At 37.2% G+C, this 26,407-nt stretch carries 18 protein-coding genes; 5 read left to right on the top strand and 13 right to left on the bottom strand.

Annotated features, from left to right (window positions below; translation table 11 throughout):
* Positions 1-7: 7 nt before the first annotated feature.
* The gene (locus ACTJIP_RS07980; protein WP_077414998.1) at positions 8-1,867 is read right to left on the bottom strand and encodes a glycoside hydrolase family 13 protein; all 1,860 of its coding nucleotides are present in this window, start codon (positions 1,865-1,867) and stop codon (positions 8-10) included.
* A 202-nt stretch (positions 1,868-2,069) separates the two neighbouring features.
* Here ACTJIP_RS07980 and ACTJIP_RS07975 point away from each other — a divergent pair, with 202 nt between their 5' ends.
* On the top strand, positions 2,070-3,053 hold the full coding sequence (locus ACTJIP_RS07975) for a sterol desaturase family protein (RefSeq protein ID WP_077415000.1): 984 nt from the start codon (positions 2,070-2,072) through the stop codon (positions 3,051-3,053).
* Positions 3,054-3,113: 60 nt separating this feature from the next.
* Here the strand turns inward: ACTJIP_RS07975 and ACTJIP_RS07970 are convergent, their stop codons facing one another.
* The 4 genes from ACTJIP_RS07970 to ACTJIP_RS07955 all read right to left on the bottom strand — a co-directional run bounded on the left by ACTJIP_RS07970 (position 3,114) and on the right by ACTJIP_RS07955 (position 10,854).
* Entirely contained in the window at positions 3,114-5,270 is a 2,157-nt protein-coding gene (locus ACTJIP_RS07970; RefSeq protein ID WP_077415002.1) for a glycoside hydrolase family 97 protein, read from the bottom strand.
* Positions 5,271-5,344: 74 nt separating this feature from the next.
* Positions 5,345-6,463 carry a SusE domain-containing protein gene (locus tag ACTJIP_RS07965; RefSeq protein WP_077415004.1) on the bottom strand — a complete coding sequence of 373 codons (1,119 nt, stop codon included), beginning with the start codon at positions 6,461-6,463 and terminating at the stop codon, positions 5,345-5,347.
* Between the two features lie 18 nt (positions 6,464-6,481).
* Positions 6,482-8,083: a RagB/SusD family nutrient uptake outer membrane protein gene (locus ACTJIP_RS07960; RefSeq protein ID WP_077415006.1), complete on the bottom strand. Its 1,602-nt coding sequence runs from the start codon at positions 8,081-8,083 to the stop codon at positions 6,482-6,484.
* A gap of 11 nt (positions 8,084-8,094) precedes the next feature.
* Positions 8,095-10,854 (bottom strand): SusC/RagA family TonB-linked outer membrane protein, encoded by a 2,760-nt coding sequence (locus ACTJIP_RS07955; protein ID WP_077415866.1) that lies wholly within the window; start codon positions 10,852-10,854, stop codon positions 8,095-8,097.
* 336 nt (positions 10,855-11,190) lie between these two features.
* Here ACTJIP_RS07955 and metG point away from each other — a divergent pair, with 336 nt between their 5' ends.
* Entirely contained in the window at positions 11,191-13,227 is a 2,037-nt protein-coding gene (gene metG / locus ACTJIP_RS07950) for a methionine--tRNA ligase (protein WP_440704332.1), read from the top strand.
* Between the two features lie 232 nt (positions 13,228-13,459).
* The gene (locus tag ACTJIP_RS07945; protein ID WP_440704331.1) at positions 13,460-13,960 is read left to right on the top strand and encodes a hypothetical protein; all 501 of its coding nucleotides are present in this window, start codon (positions 13,460-13,462) and stop codon (positions 13,958-13,960) included.
* A 195-nt stretch (positions 13,961-14,155) separates the two neighbouring features.
* Here the strand turns inward: ACTJIP_RS07945 and ACTJIP_RS07940 are convergent, their stop codons facing one another.
* The 7 genes from ACTJIP_RS07940 to ACTJIP_RS07910 form a co-directional block, all read right to left on the bottom strand.
* Entirely contained in the window at positions 14,156-14,860 is a 705-nt protein-coding gene (locus ACTJIP_RS07940) for a class I SAM-dependent methyltransferase (RefSeq protein WP_180565549.1), read from the bottom strand.
* A 165-nt stretch (positions 14,861-15,025) separates the two neighbouring features.
* A complete protein-coding gene (locus tag ACTJIP_RS07935) occupies positions 15,026-15,856 on the bottom strand; it encodes a siderophore-interacting protein (RefSeq protein WP_440704330.1) in 831 nt (276 codons plus the stop codon).
* Between the two features lie 106 nt (positions 15,857-15,962).
* Positions 15,963-18,173 (bottom strand): TonB-dependent receptor, encoded by a 2,211-nt coding sequence (locus tag ACTJIP_RS07930; protein WP_180565547.1) that lies wholly within the window; start codon positions 18,171-18,173, stop codon positions 15,963-15,965.
* 351 nt (positions 18,174-18,524) lie between these two features.
* Positions 18,525-20,117, bottom strand: a complete 1,593-nt coding sequence (locus ACTJIP_RS07925; protein WP_426480255.1) for an MFS transporter — start codon at positions 20,115-20,117, stop codon at positions 18,525-18,527.
* A gap of 103 nt (positions 20,118-20,220) precedes the next feature.
* Entirely contained in the window at positions 20,221-21,339 is a 1,119-nt protein-coding gene (locus ACTJIP_RS07920) for an HlyD family secretion protein (protein WP_440704329.1), read from the bottom strand.
* 24 nt (positions 21,340-21,363) lie between these two features.
* Positions 21,364-22,674, bottom strand: coding sequence for a TolC family protein (locus ACTJIP_RS07915; RefSeq protein ID WP_426480256.1), 1,311 nt, complete (start codon positions 22,672-22,674; stop codon positions 21,364-21,366).
* Between the two features lie 89 nt (positions 22,675-22,763).
* Positions 22,764-23,609 (bottom strand): helix-turn-helix domain-containing protein, encoded by an 846-nt coding sequence (locus ACTJIP_RS07910; protein WP_077415026.1) that lies wholly within the window; start codon positions 23,607-23,609, stop codon positions 22,764-22,766.
* A 74-nt stretch (positions 23,610-23,683) separates the two neighbouring features.
* Between ACTJIP_RS07910 and ACTJIP_RS07905 the strand changes: the two genes are divergently transcribed.
* Complete coding sequence (locus tag ACTJIP_RS07905) at positions 23,684-24,157, top strand: Mpo1 family 2-hydroxy fatty acid dioxygenase (protein ID WP_440704328.1); 474 nt, start codon at positions 23,684-23,686, stop codon at positions 24,155-24,157.
* Here the strand turns inward: ACTJIP_RS07905 and ACTJIP_RS07900 are convergent.
* On the bottom strand, positions 24,154-25,221 hold the full coding sequence (locus ACTJIP_RS07900) for a DUF2891 domain-containing protein (RefSeq protein ID WP_440704327.1): 1,068 nt from the start codon (positions 25,219-25,221) through the stop codon (positions 24,154-24,156). The two genes, ACTJIP_RS07905 and ACTJIP_RS07900, sit on opposite strands and share 4 nt — an antisense overlap.
* A 183-nt stretch (positions 25,222-25,404) precedes the next feature.
* Between ACTJIP_RS07900 and ACTJIP_RS07895 the strand changes: the two genes are divergently transcribed.
* Positions 25,405-26,295, top strand: coding sequence for a DUF4349 domain-containing protein (locus tag ACTJIP_RS07895; protein ID WP_428168345.1), 891 nt, complete (start codon positions 25,405-25,407; stop codon positions 26,293-26,295).
* Positions 26,296-26,407 lie beyond the last annotated feature (112 nt).

The following is a 26,407-nucleotide window of genomic DNA, read 5'->3' as shown; positions in this document are numbered from 1 at the left end:
GTATTAATTATTTTTCAAGTTCAATGATGAATGGAGTTTTTGCAGAAACATTTATAGTATTTTGCAACATAAATTCTTTTCCTGAAATAACTTCTTTTCCTTTTGTAAATCCATTAAGCGATTCGGCAAATCTTTTCAAGTCTAACGTCTGATCTTTTTCATTATTGTTGATGACCACCATTACACTTTCTTTTTCATTGTATCTGAAGTATACAAAAACTCCATCCTGAGGAACGAAATTTTTAGTTTTCCCATTATGGATTACGTCTTTGCCTTTTCTCCAGTTTAATAATTTTTGTGTAAACTGGAAAAATTCTTTTTGCTCCTTAGTCTGAGCAGATGGATTGAAGGCATTCTGAGAATCAGACTTCCAGCCTCCCGGAAAATCTCTCCGGATATCTGCATCACCTCCTTTCGTCTTATCTCCTCTCATTCCTATTTCTGATCCGTAATAGATCTGTGGAGTTCCTCTTACTGTTGAGATCAGAGTAAGTCCTATTTTGTAAGCATCAGGATTTGCATTAAAGATTTCATTCCATCTTTCTGTGTCATGATTTTCAAAGAAAACCAGGAGATTATTGATATCCGGATAAAGGAAATCACTGGTAAAGGAATCGTAAATCCGGATCATGCCTTTATCCCAACCTTCTTTTTCTTTAAGAGCTTTAGGCATATTTTCAAACAGCATAAAATCCATTACCGAGGGCAAATTTGAATTGTATCCTTCTATTTCTCCTATTTTCGAATTTTTCTGCCATGCTGCAATTTGTGCTGCCGTATAAAGCCAGGTTTCTCCAACGATATTGAATTTCGGATATTCATCGGTAATGGCCTTAGCCCATTTTGACATGGCATCTTTATCGTTATAAGGATAGGTATCCACACGGAACCCTCCCAATTCTGCATATTCTATCCACCAGATTGCATTTTGAATGAGATATTTCAGAACCAGTGGATTTTTTTGATTAATATCCGGCATGGTGGTGTCAAACCATCCGTCCAGCGCATATTTTTTATCAATACCTGAAGCATTGGTATCGAATTGCGTTGTCGTTTTATAATTGGAACGTTTAAATCCTTTCTCGCCTTCATCAAACCAATGTATCCAGTCTTTTGAAGGAAGGTCTTTGATCATCCAGTGTGAGCCACCCCAATGATTAGTCACATAATCCATCACCAGCATCATATTTCGTTTATTCAGCTCTTTGGATAAAGTTTTATAATCCTCATTCGTTCCGTATCGGCCATCAATTTTATACAAATCTGTCTGGGCATATCCGTGATAAGAATACACTTTTTCATTGTCTTCATTTACCGGAGTCAGCCAGACTGCTGTAGCTCCCAGATTCTGAATATAGTCAAGATGATTGATGATACCGCTGAGATCTCCGCCATGTCTTCCATTAGGCAGAGTGCGATCTGCTTTTTCTATAAGTTCCGGTCTTGAATCATTTTTTTCATTGCCATTGGCAAAGCGATCCGGCATGATAAGATACATAACATCTTTTGAGGTAAACGATTCGCGGTTGGCAGATCCGGGATTCCTTTGCTTCAGTTCATAGGCATAGGAACTTAGATTTTTGCTGCCATTTTTAATCGTAATAGTAAACTTCGGAACATTTATTTCGTTGGTGTTTACAGTAATAAAAACATAATTCGGATTATCAACTTTCCGGATGTCTTTGATCTGTATTCCATCTGAAAGTGCAATCTCGTTATGGGCAACGTTTTTTCCATACACAAGAATCTGAAGTTCGGGATTTTTCATTCCTTTCCACCAGAAAGCCGGCTCTATTTTTTCCAACACTTTTTGGGAAAAGGCTGCAGAAGCTATTGAAAGGGCTAATGCTGCAAATATTGTCTTCATATTAGTGTTCAATTTAGCATTTAATTTTCATATAAACATTCAAAATATAGTAGAATGTCCCTTTTTTTCATCCTGACAACTGCAATTTTTCAAAATTTGGCATTCATTTTTTAACTTTTAGAGAAAAAACTTAAATTTTTCATAAAAAATTCATCCTAAAAGTTAATTTATCCCCCTTTTTATTTTTAGTTTTACAGAAAAAATGTTTGATTTCAGTAGTATGTTCCAAGCTGAGGGGCCAGATGTTGTTTACACATGGACCATCCCTGTGTTTGCTGTGATTATTTTTGTAGAAATGGCTTACAGCCACTTTAATAAAGAGAAAATTTACGAAACTAAAGATGTAGCAACCAATGTTCTTTTTGCTTTGCTCAACTATGGGTTAGACATCATCATGAAAGGGTTCTCTTTGTTTGTCATGATGTTTTTTTATCATCACCGTATTTTCGACTGGCAAGAGGGAATCTGGTATTGGATTGCTGTATTTCTCGCTCAGGATTTCGCTTATTATGTTCATCATTATGTAGATCATCACTCGCGTGTCTTCTGGGCTGTACATATTACCCATCACAATTCTGATTATTTTAACATCAGTACGGGATTCAGAAGTCCTGTTTTTCAACCTTTGTACAGGTATTTATTTTTCTCTCCATTAGCATTTATGGGCTTTCATCCATGGCATATTCTGGTTGCGTATTCTGCTATACAGATTTATGGCACTTTTGTTCATACACAATCTATTAAAAGCATGGGATTTTTAGAATATATCCTGGTTACTCCTTCTCATCATAGAGTACATCATGCTTGTAATATCAAATATCTGGACCGTAATATGGGAATGGGACTCATTATCTGGGATAAGATTTTTGGAACATTCGAAAAGGAGGATCCTGAGGTTCCTGTGAAATATGGCATTTATCCTAAGATGGAGTCTAAAGATCCGGCAACAACTCTATTCTATGAATGGCGAAGAATAGGAAAAGATATCAGACAGCCGGGACTTTCCTTCAAAGACCGTGTTAAGTATCTTTTTAACTCCCCGGGATGGAGGCATGACGGTACAGGTAAAACAGTAAAGCAGTTTCAAAAGGAATATCTTGAGAAAATAAAAAATAAGACTTCTGCGGTAAAAAAAGAGCCAGTTCCAGAAACAGAATATGAATATACTGAAGCATTGGATAAGTAAAAAAGATAACCCCGGATCCTGAAAATTCAATGATCCGGGGCACCTTAGTGTATCTTCAAATTATTTTACAGGCTTAATAGAAATTGCGAAACCGCCGCTTCTTACCATTTTAAAATTAATTTTTGACTTGGCTGTAATTTCTTTCTTATAGATATTATAGCTTTGAGGATTATCAATATAATCAGCATCTTTTCCATCTTCATAGATCGTTGCTTCATATTTCTTTCCTTTATCCAGGAATGAGAAGTCTACCGTATATTCACGTTTGTTTTCATCGGTAATACCTCCTACAAACCAGTTTTCAGTTCCTTTTGCTTTTCTTGCTGTAATCACATAATCACCAGGTTCAGCGGATAAGATTTTTGTATCATCCCAATCTGCTGCTACATCCTTGATAAACTGGAATGCATCCATATGCTTTTTGTAGTTTTCAGGAAGATCTGCAGCCATCTGAAGCGGCATATACATGGTTACATAAAGAGCCAATTGTTTTACCAGAGTAGTTTTTACGAAACGGTTATCTCCAGGGAAATAATAATCTAACTTCGTCTGGAAAATACCTGGTGTATAATCCATAGAACCTCCCATCCATCTTGTAAACGGAAGAACTGTCTGGTGATCAGGCTTGTTTCCTCCGAAAGCTTCGTACTCTGTTCCACGTGCTGCTTCTGCAGAAATGTAATTCGGGTAGGTACGGCTTTCTCCTGTAGGTCTTACAGATTCATGAGAATTGACCATGATTTTATAGTCGTTTGCTTTTTCAGCAATTCTATAGAAGTGGTTAATTGTCCATTGAGAATAATGATGTTCTCCTCTAGGAATAATATCTCCTACATATCCGGTTTTCACAGCATCATAACCGTATTTATTCATCGTTTGGAATGCTTTATCTGCCCATCTTTCGTAGTTTGTTGCAGAACCTGAAGTTTCATGGTGCATGATCAGCTTAATTCCTTTTGAATGCGCATATTCATTCAACATTTTGATATCGAAATCCGGGTAAGGGGTAATGAAATCGAAAACAAATTCTTTTGAGTGTCCGAACCAGTCTTCCCAGCCGATATTCCAGCCTTCAATCAATAATCCCTGGAATCCGTTTTCTGCAGCAAAGTCAATATATTCTTTAACTTTTGTATTGTTTGCAGCGTGTTTTCCGTTTGGAGTCAATTTAGCAAAATCTGTTTTACCTAAATGAACATTTTCAGCAGTAGAATATGCCCACTGAGATTTCCCGATGATCATTTCCCACCAGACCCCCATGTATTTTGTAGGGTGAATGTAAGAGGTATCGGTGTATTTTGTAGGCTCATTAAGGTTAAAGATCATTTTAGAATCCATTACCTGCTCTGCTTTCGGAGCTACAATAATTGTTCTCCAAGGGGTTACTGACGGAGTTTGAATATATCCTTTTGCTCCCTGTCTGTCAGCCGTCAAATGCGTTTTGAATTTATAATTCTGAGCATCTACTTCCAGGTGTGAAGCCGGATAATCTAATACCGCAGCTTCAGCAACGTTGATATATAAAGGCTCTTTTCCTTCTTTTTTAAGCATCAGCGGAGACTGAACTGCATTTTTCACCAATGACTGGGAAGCATTCGCATCAAATGCTTTGTCCCATTTTGAAGGAATTTCAGAAACTTTTGTTTCCTGATACTGGTATTCCTGAGAGTCATAATCTGCTACCATCCACCATGCTTTCATGTCGGTAGGGAAATCGATTTCAGAGTCTTCTTCTCTGATCACAAAGTAATTAAGGTTCTTTTGCTGTGGGAATTCATATCGGAATCCTAATCCATCATTAAACAATCTGAACTTTACCACAATACTTCTGTCTGTAGAAGCCTGATTAAGGGTAACTGCCAGTTCGTTGTAATTATTGATATAGTTTTTCTTTTCTCCTAAAACCGGCTGCCAGGTTTCATTTTTGGAGTCTCTTTTTTCATCTGTTTTTGCAAAACCGTTATTCAGATCGTATTTTGCATCTTCTGATTTGGCTATTTCAGAAGCAAATTTTATGGCTGTGTCTTTAAATAATCTCAATCCCAATTTAGAATCTTCAACTACTACTGCACCGTTGTATTTCAGGTTATAGTAAGGTACTCCTTCTTTCAGCTGAAAACTCATTTCAAACTTCCCGTCCGGAGATTTTAAAGATTGGGCTTTCACACCTGTAAACATCATTGAGAGCAAAAGCGCTCCAACTGTAATTTTCTTCATAATGACTATTTATTAACTTTAAAAATAGATAAAGTGCTGCGGTAAAGCAGCACTTTGCTTTATTTTAGTTTGATTTACAATTTAGTAATGGTTAGCTTGTAATATGCTGAATTGTGTAAATCCAGTTCAATTTTATAATTACCTGCCTGAGAAACTTTGTATCCGCCATCTTTTTCTACGGTTCCTTCAGCATTGAAATAGGTTTGTACACCTTTTCCCGAAGTAAGCGCTTCATCATCTTTGTTCGGCTGGAATTTCATCGCCCAATCATCATTGGCTCGGAATTTAAATACTCCGGTATTAGATAATGCAATTGAATTAATCACAAAAGTTTTGGTTGCAGGATTATATACAAAATCTGTATCTGAGTTCCACCCTGTAGGGGTTGCATCACCAATAACACCAAAGTTTGCCAACACAGAAGAATAAGTGTTTGCGGCCCAATTTACCTTAATATAATAGGTTCCCACTGCAGGAGCTTTTATGTTCGGTCCATCTAATTTCAATTTTCCGGTATTGGTTCCATCGTCTCCTTTATTTCCGGGCCAGTCCTCATTGATAGAGAATTTATATTTACCATCATCATCACCAGAAACAGTGTTGATCCAAATAAACCCTCTGTATTCATCATTTTTTCCTGGAGAAAACAAATTCGGGGAATTTCCAGGAGTCCAGTTTGCATAACCTGCTGCTCCCGCATAACTACCAGGAACATTAATCTTAGGATATACCAAATCAGGGTTTGGAGTATAAGGTGTTACTTTAAGTGCAATTACATTTGAGTAAAAAATGGCTGATCCTACAGAAGTTTTCAACCTCGCCTCAATATCATTCACAGCATCCGGCACAGCTCCAATAGAAAACATTGCTGCATTCATTGCTGCATGAGTTACAGAGCCTGAAGTCATATCATTGGAGAAATCAATAACAGCACTTTTTTTGAAACCATCACCTTTGATTCCGAATTCTACTTTCTGATTGGGAACTACGGCAATACTAAACGTTGGCTTTGTCCATGTAAAACTGATTACAGCATCATTCGCATTGAGCTCATTAAGAACAATGGCACTTTTATCAGCAGATATCTTACTGGCAGACGTTTCATTAATAACAGCTTGATCCTCATCTTTTTCACAAGAAAAAACTAAAAGTCCGGTAAAAACCAGAGCTAATATTTTGAATAGATTTTTCATTTTTAACAGGATTTTAAATTAATATCCAGGATTCTGAATCAGATTAGGGTTTGCTACAATATCTTTCGCAGGTATTGGGAAAAGGTTTCTATAACTTTCTACCGCTTTACCATCTTTCACATTTCCTTTCCATGGCCAAACATAATCTCCTGTAGTATATTTGTTGAAACGGATAAGGTCACTTCTTCTGGTCATTTCCCATGATAGTTCTCTCCCTCTCTCATCTAAAATAAAGTTGAGATTGATAGAAGATACATCTCCGCTTGTATTTCCATAAGCACGCTCTCTCAGCTGATTAATATAACCGATTGCTGTAGCCTGATTTCCACCAGCGCCACCTCTTAAAACAGCCTCTGCATACATCAGATAGATATCGGCTAAACGGTATAAAGGGATATCAGCTTCAACCCAGTTGGTATGAGCTCCAACAGATCCGTTACTTTTAACATTTTTGAATTTGATAAATGCATATCCATCTGTGAAGGATCCTAAATCATTAATTTCTAAATTTTGTCCTGAAGTAAAGAATCTTCCTCTTTTATCACTTCCATTAGTAGGGAATAAGCCTACAAACGCTTTTGTCGTTCTTAAACCACTCCATCCTCCATTCACTCCAAAGTCAGCAGCTTTCATATCTCCACCTATTGCAGCATGAACAAGATAAGTTGTTCCACCGTTGGTCTGTGTATTGATTCCATCAAAATTTACACTTAAGATCTGTTCAGGGTTATTGATATTGTTATCTGCAAGGAACAAATCGTCATATTTTGGTTTTAAAGAATACCCTGCTGCAATCACTTTGTTACAATAAGTGATACAGTCCGTATTTCTCTGTGTTCCCGTATATACTTCTGCATTCAAATATAATTTTGCCAACAATGACCATACAGCAGCTTTATCTGCTCTTCCATATTCATTGGTTTTAGGATCTTTTAATTCTCCTGCTACAGCAAGCAATTCGGATTCAATAAAATTAAATAATGCTTTTCTTTCTATTCTCTGTGGTGGATTCACAGAACCCGGCAAATAGGATTCATCTACAAAAGGAACATTCCCGAACATATCTATTGCATGATAATATGACTGTGCTCTAAGAAAACGTGCTTCTGCTCTCATTAGTTTTGCCTGAGCAAGATTATCTCCAGTAATATTATTGGAAGCCAATTTTTCATCCGTTACATTTCTCAGAAACTCATTACAAAAAGCAATTTCCGTATATACTCTATAGTACATAGCAGCAATGAATTCATTGGAAGCATCCCAGGTCATTTTGTGAAGAGTATGAAGATTTCCGTCATTCCATCCAATCACAGCCTCATCGGTTGTGACAACATTCAGGGTATACATCAATCTGGTATATTGAGAGAAACCACCATTGATTCCGTTAATATCACTATCCGGCTGATCACCGTCTCCACTGATCTGCCCTCCCATAGCAAGCCCTCCGTAAAGTTTTGCCAAAACATTTTTATAGTTGGCAAAATCTTTATAAATACTGGCTGAAGTAACATCTGTGATAGGTTCTCTTTCAAGATCTTTCACACAAGAAGCTGCTGTCAATAAAAATACTGCTGAAAGAGGCAATACTATATTTTTAAGTTTAATTCTATTTAGTTTCATTGAATTCTTATTTAAAATTGAAAGTTAAAACCTAAAGAATAAATCTTAGGCATTTGGTAGTAACCGTTATCTATTCCACCAAAAACTTCAGGATCTACTCCTGAGTATTTAGTAATTACAAAGACATTCTGTGCCATCGCATATACTTTCAGATTACTCCCTTTTGTGAAAATTTCTCCGAAATTGTATCCGACATTGATATTATCAAGTCTCAGGAATGAAGCATTCTCAACATAAATATCTGATTTATACTGAGGAACAGAGAATTGATATTGAGGCGCTGTTGCGAACACATTTTGAAGATATTCGTTGGTAGATGCAGATTGTAAAGAACTATTGGAAGCAGCATTATTATATACATAATTTCCTAATACAGCTCTTGCACTTAATGCAAAATCCCAGTTCTTGTGAGATACTTTGGTAGAGAAACCTAAAATTGCATCAGGGGTTGTGGATTTGTAGTAATACATATCTTTTGTACTGATTGTACCATCACCATTTCTGTCTACAAAAGCACCGTCAACAGGCTTTCCATTGGTATCATATACCTGCTGATATACCCAGAATGAATTAGGTGCATATCCCACTGCATGAGCCTGAATTCTGTTTCCTGAACCTCCTTCAATCCCTCCTACTTCCATATTGAAAGACTCATCTGCTCGGTCTTTAAGCTTCGTGATTACCGGTTTATAATGCGTAGCATTAAAGCTTACTTCCCAGGTTGTATTTTGGTTTTTAACCGGGATTACTGTAATACTTCCCTCAATACCCTCATTTTTCATATCTCCGACATTTTGCCAGCTCGCGTTACTTAAGCCTCCTGCCGGTTCATCAGCATATACAAGAAGATCTTTGGTATCTTTTCTGAAGACATCTATTGATCCGGTAATTCTGTTTTTATTAAACCCAAAATCCAATCCTAAGTTCTTGGTAGTAGTAGTTTCCCAGGTAAGATTCGGATTGTAGTTAGCAGGTCTGAACATAAAATAGAATTCATTTCCAAACTGATAGCCCGCTCCCTGATAACTTGGATTATAAGCTGCAAAAGCCGGATAATTATTCGGTTTGTTACCATTAAGTGCTGGCAATTCCTGCTGACCAGTTTTACCCCATCCTGCTCTTAGCTTTAATGTACTGATAGAGGATATATTTTTGATGAAATTTTCTTCGTTAAGCTTCCATGCTAAAGAAACTCCCGGGAAAACTCCCCATACATTATCTCTGGTTCCGTTGAAGAATCTCGAAGAACCATCTTTACGAACCGATCCTGAAATAACATATTTGTTAGCTATGGTAAAAATAGCTCTTCCATAAAATGAAATCAACGTATTCTGAGTTTTGAAGTCTAAATCTTGCGAGTTAATTCCTGTTCCTCTATAAGTGATCGCTCCTGGAAGATAAATATTGAAATCCTGATAAGAATACCCTGCAGTAATATCCACACCAGTATTAATAGCACTGATATTTTTCACATAATTAAAGTAGGTTTCCAAAAGTTTATTTTTCTTTTCCATAGAATAGAAATTTGAACTTCCTTTATCTTCAAAACCTGGTCTCAGACGAGCATCTTTAAACTTGTGTCCATCACTTTTTGTATAATCGTATCCAGCGTTCACATTGAAATGCAAGTCCGGAAGAAAGTGAAACTTATAATCTAACTGAATATTTCCCAATCCCCTTAGAACAGAAGACACATCTCTTACACCATTGATCATTCCAAGTGGATTCGAGTTGGCATTTACATTAAATCCTGTTGCAGATCCGGAATCCAGCCATTCATAATAACCACCATAATTAGAATTTCCTGAATATACTGGTTGTGTAGGATCAAAATAGGTAGCCGCCTTGATCACTCCTCCGTCTACAAATCTATTATCCGTAAATGTTCCTTTTGCATTTACATTCACTGATAAATGATTATCAAAGAATTTAGGGTTTAAGTTTAATCCTACAGAAGTTCTGCGGAAAGAATTTGATTTTACAATCCCGTTCTGCTCATTATATCCTAATGATAAACGGTATGGCAAACCTTTAATTCCTCCTGAAAGCGCAACGTTATTATCTGTGCCCCATGCTGCCTGGTAAATCTGATCCTGCCAGTCAGTATCAGCATTTCCAAGTTTGGTTTTATAGCCTGCTGGTGCATATGGATTGGTATTAACAAAATCCCTGAATTCCTGAGCGTTCAGCACATCCACTTTTCCCATTTTGGTAGAAACCGAAGTTACCGTTGAGAAATTCACTTTGAACTTTCCTGCTGTTCCTTTCTTAGTTGTAATAAGAATAACCCCATTCGAAGCTCTGTTACCATATATAGCAGTCGCAGAAGCATCTTTAAGAATATCAAATGTTTCAATATCATTAGGGTTAATTAAGGATAAAGGATCAGAAACACCATTCATCCCCACAAAATCTTGGGGAACTCCATCAATTACGATCAATGGGGAGTTTTCTCCACTTAAGGAAGATGTTCCCCTTATCCGGATCTTGGTTCCGGATCCTGGTGCTCCACTGTTATTGGTAATCTGTACCCCTGGTGTTTTACCTTGGATCAGCTGCCCTGCAGAAGTTGCTCCTCCGTTGAAGTCTTTTGCTGTGACTGAAGTTATAGAACCGGTAAGATCAGATTTTTTCTGCTTTCCATACCCGATTAATACAACTTCCTCAATTTTCTTCTCCTGAGGAACAGAGTCTTTAGTCTGCGCATGCATTATTGTGCTGGCCAATAAAAAAGCGGGCGCAATTTTCAATACTGTTGTAAAATTATTCACAATCATATTTTTTTATAGTTTCGTTTTTTCAGTCTTAATTCGGCTTGTAGCCAGACTCGCAATTTAAAAAAAAAATAGAATTATCGTAATTTTAATATAATTTTAGTTAAAATTATGTATATTACGAAACACTTTTTAGTTAGTTTTTTAAATTTCAATAATTTGCACCGTCTTATGCATTGCATAGTATTTGTATTAAATTAATATTTAGTTAAACAACTGTTTAACTTAAATTCATATTCAACCTTATAAAATTGCATTCTGCGTCATAATAACACCACCAATAGCGGTATTCAACAGATATTCCTTATCTTTGCAGTTAAAACTTTACTATAAATGTCAAACAGAAAGATGATTACGGCAGCTTTGCCTTATGCAAACGGGCCGGTTCATATAGGACATTTGGCAGGTGTTTATATTCCTGCGGATGTTTACGCAAGATTTCAGAGAAGATTAGGAAAAGATGTAGCGTTTATCTGTGGTTCAGATGAGCACGGAATTCCTATTACCATAAGAGCCAAAAAAGAAGGAGTTACTCCTCAGGATATTGTTGACAAATATCACGGGATCATTAAAAAATCTTTTGCTGATCTGGGAATTTCATTTGATGAATATTCAAGAACAACGTCTAAAAACCATTATGAAACCAGTCAGGATTTCTTTAAGGTATTATACGAAAAAGGAAAATTCACAGAAGAAATTTCTGAGCAGTATTTTGATGAGCAGGCGGGAGAATTCCTCGCTGACCGTTATATTGTAGGAACATGCCCTAATTGTGGTAACGAAAATGCTTACGGAGATCAGTGTGAGAAATGTGGTTCTACCCTTTCTCCTTCCGAGCTGATCAATCCGAAATCTATGCTTAGCGGAAATGTTCCTATCCTTAAAGAAACAAAGAACTGGTATCTGCCATTAAACGAATACGAAGACTTTTTAAACGAGTGGATCATTGAAGGCCATAAAGACGATTGGAAGCCTAACGTTTACGGACAGGTTAAATCATGGCTGAATGACGGCCTTAAGCCTCGTGCGATGACCAGAGATCTGAACTGGGGTGTTCCGGTTCCGCTTCCGAATGCAGAAGGAAAAGTATTGTACGTATGGTTTGATGCTCCAATTGGTTATATTTCTTTCACCAAAGAATGGGCTGAGAAAAACGGAAAAGACTGGAAAGATTACTGGCAGAGCGAAAACAGTGACCTGGTACACTTTATCGGAAAGGATAATATTGTATTCCACTGTATTATTTTCCCTGCGATGATGAAGGCTCACGGAGATTATATCATGCCTAAAAATGTTCCTGCTTTTGAATTCCTGAACCTTGAGAACGACAAGATCTCTACTTCAAGAAACTGGGCAGTATGGGCTCATGAATATGTGGAAGACTTCCCTGGCCAACAGGATGTATTAAGATATGCTCTTCTTTCATCTGCTCCGGAAACAAAAGATAATAACTTTACATGGAAGGATTTCCAGACTAAGAATAATTCTGAATTGGTAGGTATCTTCGGAAATTTCATCAACAGAGTCGCTGTTCTTATTCATAAATATTATGACGGTGTTGTTCCGCAAGGAGATGTAAACAGTCCCGAATTGCAGGAAATAAATAAATCAGCAAAAGAAATCTCAGGATTCCTTGAAAATTATGAGTTCAGAAATTCACTAACTACATTGATGAATCTTGCCCGTTTTGGAAACCAGTACCTTCAAACAGAAGAACCTTGGAAAACCATTAAGGACAACCCGGAAAAAGCAGCTCAGTCTTTATTCGTGGGAGCACAAATAGCTGTTGCTTTAGCTCAGTTATGTGAACCTTTCATGCCTTTCAGCTCTGAAAAGCTATTGAACATGTTCAACGTTGAAAAGAAAGACTGGAATACGATTGAAAGTCAAGCAGTTTTAATTGAAACAGGACATAAAATCAACGAATCATCTCTTCTTTTTTCAAAAATTGAAGACGATGTCATTGAAGCTCAAATCCAAAAACTAGAGAACACAAAACAAAACAATAAAAAAACAAACCCTAACGCAAACCCTATGAAAGAAGAGATCACGTTTGATGACTTTACTAAAATAGACCTTAGAACAGCAACCATTACAGAAGCTGAAAAAGTAGAAAAAGCAGATAAATTATTAAAACTTACTGTAGACACAGGAGTAGATGTAAGAACTGTTGTTTCCGGGATTGCAGAAAGCTTCACTCCTGAAGAAGTAATCGGTAAGCAGGTAATGATCCTGCTGAACCTCGCTCCTAGAAAAATCAGAGGAATTGAATCTCAGGGAATGTTATTATTAACAACAAAACCAGACGGAAAATTATCTTTCGTAACACCGGATGACAGCAATGTTGAAAACGGTATTGAGATCGGATAATTAAAATCCTTATAAAGATCACAGGCTGTTTCATTAGAGACAGCCTTTCTTTTAAATAATACTTATAGTCAATAAAAGTGTTTTAAGAAAGCTTTCCAATCAGGAATTAGAGGGATATTTAAAAGAAGGCAACTGTTTTGTTCCGGAAGCCGTTCAGATTGCTTTTGAAATTCTGGAAGAAAGAGGACGTGTTTTCAGTGAGCAGGAAAAAGCCGCTGTTCAGGGATTGATTTTGCAAAAAAAAAAGGAAGCTGAAGAAGCAAAACGTACAGAAGAGGTAGAAGTATGGAAAGACCATATCACAGAAGATACGGAAGCTGTTAAGCTTTATTCTCGAAGGACTATTTTTGTCAGCTCCGTTTTTTTCTCTCCAATTCCGGGGTCTATTTTACTGTTCCTTAATTTAGTCAAACTAAAAAAATACCTTGCAAGCTTCTTAGCACTGGCATTTGGTTTTCTTTTTTTTATGTTTCAAAAATATGTTCTGGTTTCCCATTTTGACTTTGGCACCACTTCCAGATACAGTCCCGAAATTGGAGTCGTTGCAGTAGGTGCTTTGGGCTTACTTGTCATCAGCGTTTTGGCAACTCCAAAAAAACTTCCTTACCGTGCAGAATCTTATATTCTTCCAGTGATTTTATGTGCCGGAAACACTGTTCTGATGTATTTTTATTTTCAGGAATGGTTTTCTTATTATCCGTTTGCAAGAGCCATCCATCTGTTCAGACAATAATAAGGAGCTGTTTCCCGCTATCCACTTTTACTCCTCGCGCCTGGCCCGGGGCCACAACTACATGCTGTGGGGTAACCGTTCCTATCGGGGCTAGCGAGAAGTACAAAAAACAAAAATTGCCATCCTGCTCAGAGAATGACAATGTATTATTTGTTGAGATTGCTTCGCTTTCAGCTCTCAATGACTTATTATCAATTATTTCTTAGTGAGCTTTGCCAAGTAAGAATCTTCGTCTTTTAAAACTCTTTCTATTTTGAAGCCGTTATTTTCAGCCGCATTTTTCAAAGTATTGAAATCAAGGTACAGCCAGGTAATCGGTTCTTCAGATTCGCCTTTATAATGAACTATGTAATCCAGTTCTCCGTAATATCCACCTGCAGGAATATACACTCCGCCATCTTTATCGCGGTCGAACATATAAAGAATATCCGTACTGTCAATGAGAATCTGCCCTTTATCATTTAATAAAGTATGTAGCTTCTGAAGATAGGTATCTATTTTAGCAAGCTTTTCAAAAACTCCTGTACCGTTCATCAATAATAAAATCGTATCAAAAGTCTCTCCTGAAAACTCAAGCATATTTTTGCAAACTGCTTTCTTAATTCCTCTCAGCTGGCAGACTTCAATAGATTTTGGTGAAATATCCAATGCGATTACCTCAAGATTTCTTTCATTTTGAAGATATAAAGAATGAGAACCTGCACCCGCTCCGATATCCAGAACCTTTCCTTCGGATAAGTCCAGTGCTTTCTGTTCAATATCGTTCATTTCTTCAAAATCTCTGAATAAATAATCCACCGGAAGTTCATCCAGCTCAGAAATTGATGTTTCAGTCTGCAGATCCTCCGGATTTTCATTGTGGTAATAATCCCAGATCGCTCTGCCCATTAAATCTTTCATAGTGCAAAGATAAGGGTTCGGGGTTCAATGTTCAAAGTTTTTAGTTGAATGTTGCTGGTTATGAGTTACTGGTTGCTGGTTGTTTTTGTTACTTGTCATTTCTTGGTCACCCGCAACTTTAAACTTTAAACCTTGAACCTTAAACTCTCTAATCCCTAAAACCTGCTATCTATCAGCTATTTTCTGCTCCATCGAATCCTTCTCCCTATGTCTGTCCGCCTGCGATTCATTCTCTGCTACACCTGCTTTCCAGTAAGAATAAGCATATAATTCCTGTGAAGCCCAGTTTTTCTCTTTTCTCAGATAAGTACGGATTTCTTTTACGCTTGAAAATTCACAGGCAACGTAGCCAAATTTTTTAGTTTCGGGAAGATCAATGCTTTTTACGGCATTGGCAATTTCATTGCTGATCTGAGGTTGTGCATTGTGCAGCCATTTAAAATCAATCTGGGCTTTCGTTTCAAGCAGTTGTTCGTCTTCTTTTCCATGAACTTCGATGATACATATTCCTTTTGCTGTTTCAGGAAGAGTTTCCAAAATCGCACTGATCACCGGAATGGCAGTAGCGTCTCCCACCAACAGATACCAATCTGCAGCAGGATACAGTTCTTTTCCTTCCAAACGCATCATGACTCCAAGCTTTGAACCCGCTTCAGCTTCCCTCACCCATTTGGAGGCAGGCCCACCGTCTCCGTGATCTACAAAGTCGATGATCAATTCGTTTTTCTCCAGATCAATTCCTCTGTGGGTATAGGTTCTGATGGCTGGAGCCACTTCTTTAGGCGGGTATATCCACTGATGATTTTCATCCAGTGTCGGGAAATGAATCTCGTTCAAACCAACTGGAGGAACTGCAATCTTATTATTGTCTCCCACCATAGTATTTTTGAACAACTGAACTTCCGGTGAGTACAAATACACTCTGATAAAATGGTCAGTAATGTATTCTTTTCTGGTTACTTCGGCAACAATCTGCCCTGTTGAAATTTTAGCCATAACTGATTTTTTTTAAAATTAAAATCCGATTTCCGATCAATTTCAGAAACCGGATTTGAAATACAATATGTTTTCAGATCAAGGCATTTTTACCTTCATCTTATTTTTAAAATTCAAAAGTGTAAGAAAGGTTGAATGTTCTTCCTCTTCCTTTATAATTAAACAATTCAGGAAGTCCATATGTAGAATACAACACCTGGGAACGCTTGCTCCATATTGTCTGATAATCTGTATTAAATATATTCTGGATTCCTAAATTGAATTTCCCCCAGTTGAATCGGTATCCCATCATCAGGTCTGAAGTATTGTAACCTTCTACAACATTATTAAGCTCGTCTTTCTGCTTGAAATTCTGCAAAGACTGGAATCTGAATGACCAGTTTTTAATATTATATCCGATATAGGTCACCAATTTTGAAGGAGAAGCATTGTAAATTTCCTGTTTCTGCCACTCTCCTTTATTATCTACCTCAGATTTAATCAAAAGTCCGCTTGCTCCGAAATAAACCCCATTGCTTAAGGAATAAGAAACCTCAGCTTCGATTCCCATGTTTCTTAATTTTAAATCATTCACAAGAATCTGGAAGGTCTTTTTATCTACAGCTACCGTTTTATCAGAATTACTCAGGAAGCCAGCAATCTGAGCTCTTAAACCTCCTCTGTTAACGCGGTATCCTACTTCAAACTGATTGGTTTTGATAGCCTGCAGCGGCTGTTCTTTTACATTGATACTGGATACAACATCCCAGTTTGTCCCCACAAGCTTATATTGCCCGATACCATAGAACTTAGCAGGATCTGCTAAACTTGCTCCCTGGGAAAAGGTTCCCCAAACCTGATGCTGTTCATTGAATTTATATAACAATCCGGCATTGGCCAGGGTCACATTATAAGAACTTTCACCTCCCGGAATTGCGGATGCTGAGCTTCCATACCCCATTGCAATCTGTGTCTGCTGTTCTGAGCCCACAAAGTCGTCCATCTTCACATTGATATGCTGATAACGGATTCCTGCATTCAGTTGTAATTTCGGCAGGATATTATATTTTGCCTGAACATATCCGGCGTAACTCTGTGAATGATTGGTTGGATATCTTCCCAGACTGTATTTTGTTTCGTTGACTAAGCCCCCGCTGGACATTGTTTTTGCAATATCATAAACAGATTGGGTGCCCTCAAACTTTTCAAAATCGAAGTCTGCTCCATACGTAACATTCAGTCCTCTCCATGATTTGGATAATAAAGCTTTAATCCCAGAATAATAAGTATCCTGCTGTGAGGAGGACATGTAAGGTATTCTTCCTGTCTGCAAAGTAACATTTCCCGGGAATGGATAGAATCCTAATTTTTCACCTCGGGTAGCCAATTGCACATACAGGTCCTGTCCGCCTAAAATTCCGTTTCCATTATAAGCTACAGTAGCCATATAACGCTCCGTCCCAACATTTTTATCGGATGAGAAACCATCTCTCATTTCGAGTAATGAAGCATTTTTTGTAGTAAATGCGCTTAGATTTTCACCTAAAAATAAACTTCTGTCTCCATTAAATTTAGAATTATAATACTGAACAGAGGCTGTTATTTTATGTTTATTATTAAACTGATATCCTCCAGTAGCAAGGATGTCAATCGACTGGTTATACTGAAGATCCGTCTGTGTAATATCTGTAAAAAGCTGTTTCTGATCAGCTCCATACACCCCACCATTCTGCTGATAGGCTACTCCCAATCTCCCGAAGAATTTGTCTCCTTTAGCTGCAATAGACTGAGCAACACGGAAATCATGGTCCTCTTTTCCCATAAATCCTGAACGTACACCCAATTCAGTCTCACCGCTAATTCCTTTTTTGGAAGGAATCTTTGTAATAATATTGATAATTCCACCGGTAGCGTTACCTCCATAAATTGAACTTGCTCCTGAAAGGACTTCAATTCTTTCGATATTAAAAGGATCTATTGCATCCAACTGACGGCTTATTGCACGGATACTATTCAGAGAAACTCCATCTATCATCACGAGCGCAGAACGTCCTCTCATATTCTGTCCGTAATTGGTTCTTCCCTGTGGACCAATATCCATAGAAGGAATCAGAATCGACAACATCTCTTTGATTGGAACTCCACTTTTGGCCTGTTCCTGGATCTTTTCTTTCTGTACCACCCAAACCGTTCCCGGAACTTCAGAGATTTTTGTAGGCTTTCTGGAGGCTACGATAACCACATCTTCAATACCTTTAGAGGCTATAGAATCTTTTACTGTCTGGGAAATCATCAACCCCGAAACCAAAAGACCTATGAATGCATACTGCTTTTTCATTCTTTCTACTTCAAATTTTTATAATCTCACAAAGATAATCCTTATTTAGAAAGAATAAAAATAACAAATTATGAAATTTCCCCTTATTTATAATTGTAAACATCTTTTTTACAGAAAAGTTTTCTAAATCTGGATATATATAAAAACCATTAAGAAGGATTAAGGAATAAAGTATAGTTAAGATAAATCATTCTGATTTTTAAGCTTAAAGCGAAGCTCATCTTAATACTCTAAACACCTTAATACAATCTTAATGTTTCAAAAAAGTTTAAAATTTGACATCTTCTTAGAAACGTAAAATCCCAGCCCAATGAAGGACCAGGATTTTACTAGTGAAAAACAAGGTATCTTTTATACTGCAGGTCCTGCAGCATCTTTTATTTCTTCTAATAATTTTTTTCTTTCCCGAAGTCTTCTTCTCGCAATTACAGATTTACCACCAAGAACTCTCACAAATCTGAAATACTGAAAACGTTTTGCTCCAAAGTGATGCGTGGCAACATAAATCAATACTCCAAACCCGACTAAGATGATATATCCGAATATCTTTTTGGTGGCTATGATGATGGCATTAAGCTGAATAGGTTTCATATTGGCTGCTACATTCTGAGGAGTAACAGTCATTCCATCCATATAAACGGCGAGATCTCCTATTGCTATAATCTGGAAACGGTATTGAAACCAGGCATAGAGTGTTGAAAAAATCCCTACTGCAAGGAAAGTTCTCCAAACCAGTACAAGCCCGATAGCAGCAAGCATTTCATCCATTTCAAGCTTATCCAGTGTATAAAACCATACGGAAATAAACAGTGAACACATTCCGTAGCCTTTTAAAAACATAGGCAGATACCAGTTGTCATAACTGAATTCCAATACCATAGAAAAGTACATGATGATGGCATATCCAACCATAGCTGAGAAACCGGAAAAAATATACATTTTCAAAGGTTTTTCTTTTTTAAACCAGAAAATTGCAATGACTCCGGCTAAGATAATTCCGGGAATCATTAGTAAACTCAATCTGGTATTTGTCAATTGGTCATACCCTAATACACCAACCGCAAAAGTATTCTGAATAGAAGCTGTTCCTAAAAACATTCCCAGCCAGAAAAGCATAAACAACCCATGCTGTACATTATTCTTTGTGAAAATTTTGAATGAAAGGTAGGGTCGTTTTAAGGTCAGCTGACGAATAGAAAGCAGTGCAAAGCTTACAAAAGCTGTAATACTTGCGTAAATAATATTCTTCGAATTGAACCAATCCTGCTGTCTTCCAAACGAATAAACATAGGCTGAAAACATAAAAGTTGAAATGAAAAGCAAAATACTCAACCAGTCAATATAATGCAGCGGAACTTTTAACGCAAAATATTTATTATGCATAAAAATCCAGTGTATTAAAGCTAAAATAAAGCATAAAACTGCTGTGAACAGATAAAACTGCTGCCAGTTGTAAAGAAGGGCAAACTCAGCTGCATAATAGGTAGCCACCTGATTCATCACAAGAACGAATGTATAGAAAGCCCCATAAAATACTCCGCGGTTTCCAATCATAACCATAAGTGGCAGGAAGAGTTCTATAGTTACCATCATCTTCATAAAACCAATAAGTAAAGAAGTAAATATGAAGATTACCGGCTGTAAAGTAGTCCCGTTCACATAACTTAGCAGTCCTAAAAGCACCAGAAGCAAAACCATCTTATCCCTTACTTTGAATCTCATTTTAATTCTGAGAACAACAGGCATACAGGCTCCCATTCCAATGGTAGTTGCATAGTTAGCCCACATAAAATATTCTGTCATGGCACCGGTACCGCTTACCAGAGAGCTGATATTCCCGGTATACACCCCACCAATCGGCATTACCACAGCAAGCAGTAATACAATCAGCAGCAGCTGTACGGGTTTCGGTACCCAGTCGCTATATAATCCTTTGTTGTACATGATTCTTTTGGATAATAGATTTCAGATATCAGATGGCAGACTTTCAACATTCAACCTTAGCTTTCCCTACGCATAATGTCTGGAATCTGATATCTTCCATCTTTTAGTCTTTGTTAATATTCACATTCATATTCATTCCGGCACTCAGTTTATCCAGGTCTTCTTTTTTGTTGGAAGCTGCAAACTCTATTCTTACAGGAATTCTCTGCTGCACTTTAATAAAGTTTCCGGTAGAGTTATCTGTAGGTACACTCGAATATCGTGATCCTGTAGCCGCTGAAACAGCAGTGACAACTCCTTCAAATTTTTTCCCTCCCAAAGCATCAGCTGTCATAGAAATTTTTTCTCCTACTTTAATATTTGGCATCTGGCTTTCCAGGAAGTTGGCTGTTACCCATTTCTGACCATTCAGAACGATGGTTGCAACCTGCTGTCCCGGTTGAATCAATTGCCCTTCAGAGATAGTTCTTCTTCCCATTACTCCATCATAAGGCGCCGTAATAACAGTATACGAAAGATTGATTTTCGCCATATCCAAGGCAGATTTTGTTCTTTTGATTTCAGCATCATTAATTCCCAGTCTGCTTTTCACTTCAGTAGTGGAAAGGTTCGCTGACTGTTTTTGATTCACTAAAGTTTCATAAGCAGCTTTTTGTGCATCGTATTCTGTTTTTACCTGATCATATTGCTGTCTTGTAACTGCTTCTGCTGATAAAAGATTTTTATAACGGTTTAAATTCTGCTCAGCATTCCATAATCTCGCTTTTGCACCTGCAATATTGGACTGCATAACGTTGACATTGTTGGAAACAGTATTTACAGAAGAACTTGTGGCTGTCTTTTGAGCCATCGCATTCTGATAAGCGGCTTCTGCCTGTCCCAATTGTGTAAGAATTTCACGTTCGTCAAGGACTACCAGTGTATCTCCTTTTTTTACATGCTGGTGTTCAATGAACTTAATTTCTTTGATATATGCCGAAACCCTTGTGTTAACAGGATTGATAAATTCTTCTACCTGTGCTGCTTCCGTATAGGTTTTGTTTCCGATATGGAAATATTCACGTATTAACCAGAATAATCCGAAACCGATCACCATGAAAACGATGATATTGGAAATGATGGCTCTGATTTTATTGGTTTTATTTTTCTTTTTTTTATTCTCTGCGCTTGGTGCAGCAGGAGTTGGTGTCGTATTTTGAGTAGTTTGTTCCTTGTTTTCCATTGTGTTGATTTTCAGTTTTAAAAATTAAAGTGTCCCTGTAGATTTCAAAAGGTTGTAATACTGATACAAAACATTGATTTCGGCGTTAGCATAATCAAGTTCCGACTGCAGTTTCTGGTTTTGGGCATCTATCATTTCTGCCTGTACTGCCAGCTGATTCAGATATTTGGCTTCCGTAATCTTGTAGTTTTCTTCTGCCAGTCTTTTGGAATCATTCAGAATATCCGCCTGCTGAATGGCTTCCTGATATTTTGTATAGGCTGCATTCACTCCCATATCCACATTCTGCTGTACCAGAGTCATTGCATCATTCGCCTGATTCTTTTGCAGCTCTCCTAATTTTACTTTTTCTTTCGTTTTATACAGTGTATCTATGTTATAACTCAAAGAAACTCCGGTCTGCCATCCTCCTGAATACATATCCAAAACAGGATTTCTGGTTGTAATGGGTCTCTGTAGAGTATATCCGCCAAATCCAGCCAGTGTAGGTGCATTGTCCGTTTTGATGATCTCAATATTTTTATCTGCAACCGCAATATTTTTTTTGGCAGATTTCAACAATGGATTACTTTCATGGGCAAGATCTGTATAATATTCCATGCCTATTCCGGATTCTTTATTTTCCAAACTCTCTGTAGGAACAATTTCTGTGTCAGAAGATAAACCTAAAGCAATATTTAAATTATAATTAAGGATTTTTTTATTGTTGGTAAGGGTTAAAATTCCCTGATCGAGATTTTTGATGGCCAATTCTCCACGAATCACTTCATTTCGTGTTACCATCCCCTGCTGATAGAACTTCTGGATATTTTTAAGACGTTCCTGAGCCAGTTTTTTGTTATTCTCAAATACCTCTTCCTGATTGATGATTTTATAGACATCCAGATAATTGGAAATCACTAAAAACTTTACATCCTGCTTATTTTTCTCTAAATCCAGTTCGGAAAGCTGTTCACGAAGTCCTGCCATTTCAATAGATTTATTCACCAATCCCCCTTTGAAGATCAGTTGTGTCGCCTGAACCGCATATGAGCTTCCATAATGTGGCATCGGAACATTTGTAGAATTTGAAAAATCTTTGTCAATGGCTACTGCATCCCCTAAATAGAATTGACTTGTAGAAGCCGTAATTGTGGGAAGTTTCTGAAGCTTAACAACATTCGTGTTTTGCTTTGCAATACCGATGTTCTGTGCAGACACTTTGAGCTGCTGGTGATTCTGAACAGCGAGTTCCGCTACCTCACCTGCGGTCATCTGCTTAATCTGTTGTGAAAAAAACAGCGCAGGAAAAGCTGCTATCAATACAGATAGTGCTGTTTTTATTTTCTTTGTCATTTTACCTTGTTTTACAGATGCAAAGTTAGGTAAACAACAAAATCAATCAAATGTTTGATTTTTGGAAAAAGATGTTCAAATGTAAGATTTTAGTTTTCAAACTGATGTCTGTACTGTGTAGGGCTTACCCTCAGATGCTTCTTAAAAAAGTGAGAAAATGAGTATTGATCACTGAATCCGAGAATAGAAGAAACTTCTGAAACCGGTTTACTGGAAGAGTTTAAGAGCACTTTAGCCTCATTGATGACAATTAAAGCAATGATCTCGCTCGCAGATTTGCCCGTAATGGTCTTCACTACGGAAGATAGATGTCTGGTTGTAATTGACTGCCGTCCGGCATAAAACTCAACCGTTCTCTCTGTAAGATGATGTTCCGCAATATCAGTAAGAAATACAAATACAATTTCTTCCTGCCTGGACATCTGGCTCATAGAACTGTTATCTTCCTTGGAAATAATCCCAGCCATCTGATAACAGAAAACAGAGAAAAGATGTTCTACCATTTCTTTCTTGTAAAGCATTTCTGTTTCAGAATCAAGGATATATTTCAGGAAATTAACACTTTTCCAAACGACTTCCATTTCGTCTTCGGGAAAAGGAACTCCTTTATTCATTTGCTGTCTGAAATAACGATAGGTAATGAGACGGTTAAATTTCAATGATAGAGCCGAAATAAATCCTCTTTGGTAAGAAACCATTCTGGACTGAAAATCGTCCGTCACAGAAATCACTTCATAAATAGTCTGTGGATCGGTTACCATAAACATGTTGGCAGAAACTTCCAGGTCACTGAAATGCTGGCGAAGTTTTATAGTTCCTGATTTAATAAATATAAAAGCAGGATTATCAGGACGAAACGGTTTGCCCACGGCTATTCGCTCGAAAATATTACGTTCCGTAAAAATATCAACTCCGAATTTTTCTAGGGCAGACATAAGACAAATGTAAGCAATCTTACCAGTGATTACAAAATTTTATTATTTTAGCACCAATCCAATTTTCTATTAGTATGAGAAAGGTTGATCTCTTATTTGCCGAATACAGTAAAAGCCATAGAAACGCGACCAACAAGTTTATTCACTGGATTTGTGTGCCATTAATCTTTTGGGCGGTTTTAGGTTTTGCATCCCTTATTCCCTCTCCTCATTTCTGCGCTTCTTATTTCGGATGTGTCAGCATCATTAGCCTTATTATGATTGTTCTTATAACTTTATTCTATATAAGACTTTCTCTTTTGATGGCTATCGTGATGGCTGTTATCATGCTTATTCTGGAGCATTTCATTTATCTGACCAATATCAGTTTCGGAAAGCAGTCATGGATCGTTTACGTTTCTGTATTTGTTATTACCTGGATTTTTCAGTTGATAGGCCATAAAATAGAAGGACAAAAGCCGTCTTTCCTCAAAGATCTTCAGTTTCTTTTGATAGGACCTATCTGGCTTTTAGGCTTTATTCTGAAAAAAACCGGAATCAAATATTAATCTTCCAGGGCATATACTGCAAAACTTGCCAGCCAGTGGTCTCCGCCATAATTCCCTTGAAACAATAAAGGCAAACCATTAGCAAGAAATACATCTGCCGTTTTTCTGAATTCTTTTTTCAGTGGATGGTTGGCAGGAAGTGCATTTGAAATCCCTTTCATACACCATGCCTTTGAAAAAGATAATCCCACAAGATGAACGGTCTGATAATCACTAAGATCACTTACCACAGGAATTTTTTCAACATTTTCCAGACTTCTTTTTTCATAGAAAGCACTCAGCCATTGCACAAATTCTTTTTGTGGAAGAACTCTGCGCATCAGATCTGCAATTTCCAGACTTGGCGAAAAGAAATCCGATCCGTCCGGTTCCAGATAAGCAGGGGTTTTCTGGTCTTTTAAGAAAAAATATTTGGACTTTTCTATCAACTGGTTTTCAAACTCTTTATCTTTATTAGCTCTTGCCCAATCTATAGCAAAAGCCATTGCAAATGCAGTATTGGGATGAACTCCGGTTCTGTTTGGATAGGTTTGCTTTGGAAGATAGGTTTTCCAGGATTTCAGAATCTGATCGGTTAGCGGTTTAAGGTTCTCATGCCATATTTTAGCTTTCGGATGATCCCAATTGGTAAGCTCTTCATCCAGTTTTAAAATCCATGCCCATCCATAAGTTCTCTCGAAAGTTCCTGTCAGCTGATATTTTGTAAAATAGTCTGCTTCTGTCTTTAGTTTATCCTTCTGAAATGATTCATCCAGGATTTTTTCAATTTCTTTAGCACTAGGCAGATTGGGTTTTGTTTTCAAAAGTCTTGTCAGCATCCAGTGTCCATGAACAGAGCTATGCCAATCGAAACAGCCATAAAAACTAGGGTGAAGATCTTTGGGAGTCAAAGGAACCTCACCTGCATTATTGATAATATGGGCTGTTTTATTTGGGTATTCCTGATTGATACAATGAAGTGGCTTATCAGATAATTTCATAGCCATCTCGTCTGTAAGTTTCGGGACTTCCTGGGCATACATCAGAAATGGAGAAAACACAAATGCTAAAAGACTTTTTTTCATGAATTAAAAATAGAAATAATTTACTGTTTCAACAATTTTCCGGACCTATTTTGAGTTCATTCTGCTTATTTTTTTGCTTTCCTATATGTATTTTGATCTTTTATTTAAAAATTTAAAACAAATCTGGAGCACAATCATTTTTAAGCACACTTTTTGATCATACCCCTAAAAATTAACTTACCCATGAAAAACATTATTCTCCTATTATCAGGTCTTGTTCTGATCAACTGCAGCAAATCAGGCGGTGAAAAATATGAAGTGAAGGCTGATCTGATGGAAGTTATTCCGGAAGATAAAGCATCTGCTGCTTCTGTACCTGTGCCTCCGCCACTTTCTATTTCTGAAAAACTGCTTCCCGATGAAAACAGAGTAAACAAAGATGTTTATACTCCCAAGAAAACAGATACAATTTCCAAAAAAATTATCAAAAACGGAGATATGAAGATTCAGGTGGGTGATATTAAAAAAACTCAGAATCAGGTCAATGAGATTATCAAAAAAAATAAGGCCTATATACAAAAGGAGGAGTTCCAAAACACCGATATGGATGATAATCTTACGCTGATCATCCGTGTACCTCATAAAAATTTTGATGCTCTCATCAACTCATTTTCGGACGGAGTAGGATCTGTCTTATCTAAAAATATTTCATCCAATGATGTGACAGAGGAATATACTGATGTAGCTATAAAACTGGCCAACAAAAAAATATATCTTGAAAAATACCGTGACATGCTTAAAAGTGCTGCTACCACAAAGGATATGCTGGAAATTCAGGAAAATATCCGGGAGCTGGAAGATGAGATTGATGTGGCAGAAGGCAGACTTCGTTTTATAGATGACCGTGTGAATTACAGTACACTGAATTTAAATCTGTACAAAGAAAAAGTGAGAAGCTCAGCTACCTCAAAAATCGGTTTTGGAAGCCGTTTTATAGATTCTTTGGCTGAAGGCTGGAACAGTTTTGTAAGTTTTCTGCTGGGAATGGTCTCGTTGTGGCCGCTTTTCTTGCTTATTCCTATTATTATCATTCTTTGGAAAAAATGGAAGTCAAGGAAAAAAGATAAAAACTAATATATAAAAAACCCGGGCATCTTCGATGCCCGGGTTTCTACTGCATTATCAACAATTTATACTGTTTCCAGTATAGTCTTTAAAACAAGAATAATGCAATAGCCTTGTTAAG

This window comes from Chryseobacterium sp. 22543 (genome assembly GCF_052044565.1).
In the GTDB taxonomy this organism is placed as follows: Bacteria; Bacteroidota; Bacteroidia; order Flavobacteriales; family Weeksellaceae; genus Chryseobacterium.
The sequence above is the reverse complement of the archived record's forward strand: the minus strand, read 5'-3'. Positions and strand labels throughout refer to the sequence as shown.

Coding starts and splice junctions, on each gene's coding strand:
- ACTJIP_RS07910 (WP_077415026.1), bottom strand. CDS start 23,609: ATGTCTGCCCTAGAAAAATTCGGAGTTGATATTTTTACGGAACGTAAT.
- ACTJIP_RS07920 (WP_440704329.1), bottom strand. CDS start 21,339: ATGGAAAACAAGGAACAAACTACTCAAAATACGACACCAACTCCTGCT.
- ACTJIP_RS07975 (WP_077415000.1), top strand. CDS start 2,070: ATGTTTGATTTCAGTAGTATGTTCCAAGCTGAGGGGCCAGATGTTGTT.
- ACTJIP_RS07940 (WP_180565549.1), bottom strand. CDS start 14,860: ATGAAAGATTTAATGGGCAGAGCGATCTGGGATTATTACCACAATGAA.
- ACTJIP_RS07925 (WP_426480255.1), bottom strand. CDS start 20,117: ATGTACAACAAAGGATTATATAGCGACTGGGTACCGAAACCCGTACAG.
- ACTJIP_RS07930 (WP_180565547.1), bottom strand. CDS start 18,173: ATGAAAAAGCAGTATGCATTCATAGGTCTTTTGGTTTCGGGGTTGATG.
- ACTJIP_RS07905 (WP_440704328.1), top strand. CDS start 23,684: ATGAGAAAGGTTGATCTCTTATTTGCCGAATACAGTAAAAGCCATAGA.
- ACTJIP_RS07970 (WP_077415002.1), bottom strand. CDS start 5,270: ATGAAGAAAATTACAGTTGGAGCGCTTTTGCTCTCAATGATGTTTACA.
- ACTJIP_RS07965 (WP_077415004.1), bottom strand. CDS start 6,463: ATGAAAAATCTATTCAAAATATTAGCTCTGGTTTTTACCGGACTTTTA.
- ACTJIP_RS07935 (WP_440704330.1), bottom strand. CDS start 15,856: ATGGCTAAAATTTCAACAGGGCAGATTGTTGCCGAAGTAACCAGAAAA.
- ACTJIP_RS07895 (WP_428168345.1), top strand. CDS start 25,405: ATGAAAAACATTATTCTCCTATTATCAGGTCTTGTTCTGATCAACTGC.
- ACTJIP_RS07900 (WP_440704327.1), bottom strand. CDS start 25,221: ATGAAAAAAAGTCTTTTAGCATTTGTGTTTTCTCCATTTCTGATGTAT.
- ACTJIP_RS07980 (WP_077414998.1), bottom strand. CDS start 1,867: ATGAAGACAATATTTGCAGCATTAGCCCTTTCAATAGCTTCTGCAGCC.
- ACTJIP_RS07960 (WP_077415006.1), bottom strand. CDS start 8,083: ATGAAACTAAATAGAATTAAACTTAAAAATATAGTATTGCCTCTTTCA.
- ACTJIP_RS07915 (WP_426480256.1), bottom strand. CDS start 22,674: ATGACAAAGAAAATAAAAACAGCACTATCTGTATTGATAGCAGCTTTT.
- metG (WP_440704332.1), top strand. CDS start 11,191: ATGTCAAACAGAAAGATGATTACGGCAGCTTTGCCTTATGCAAACGGG.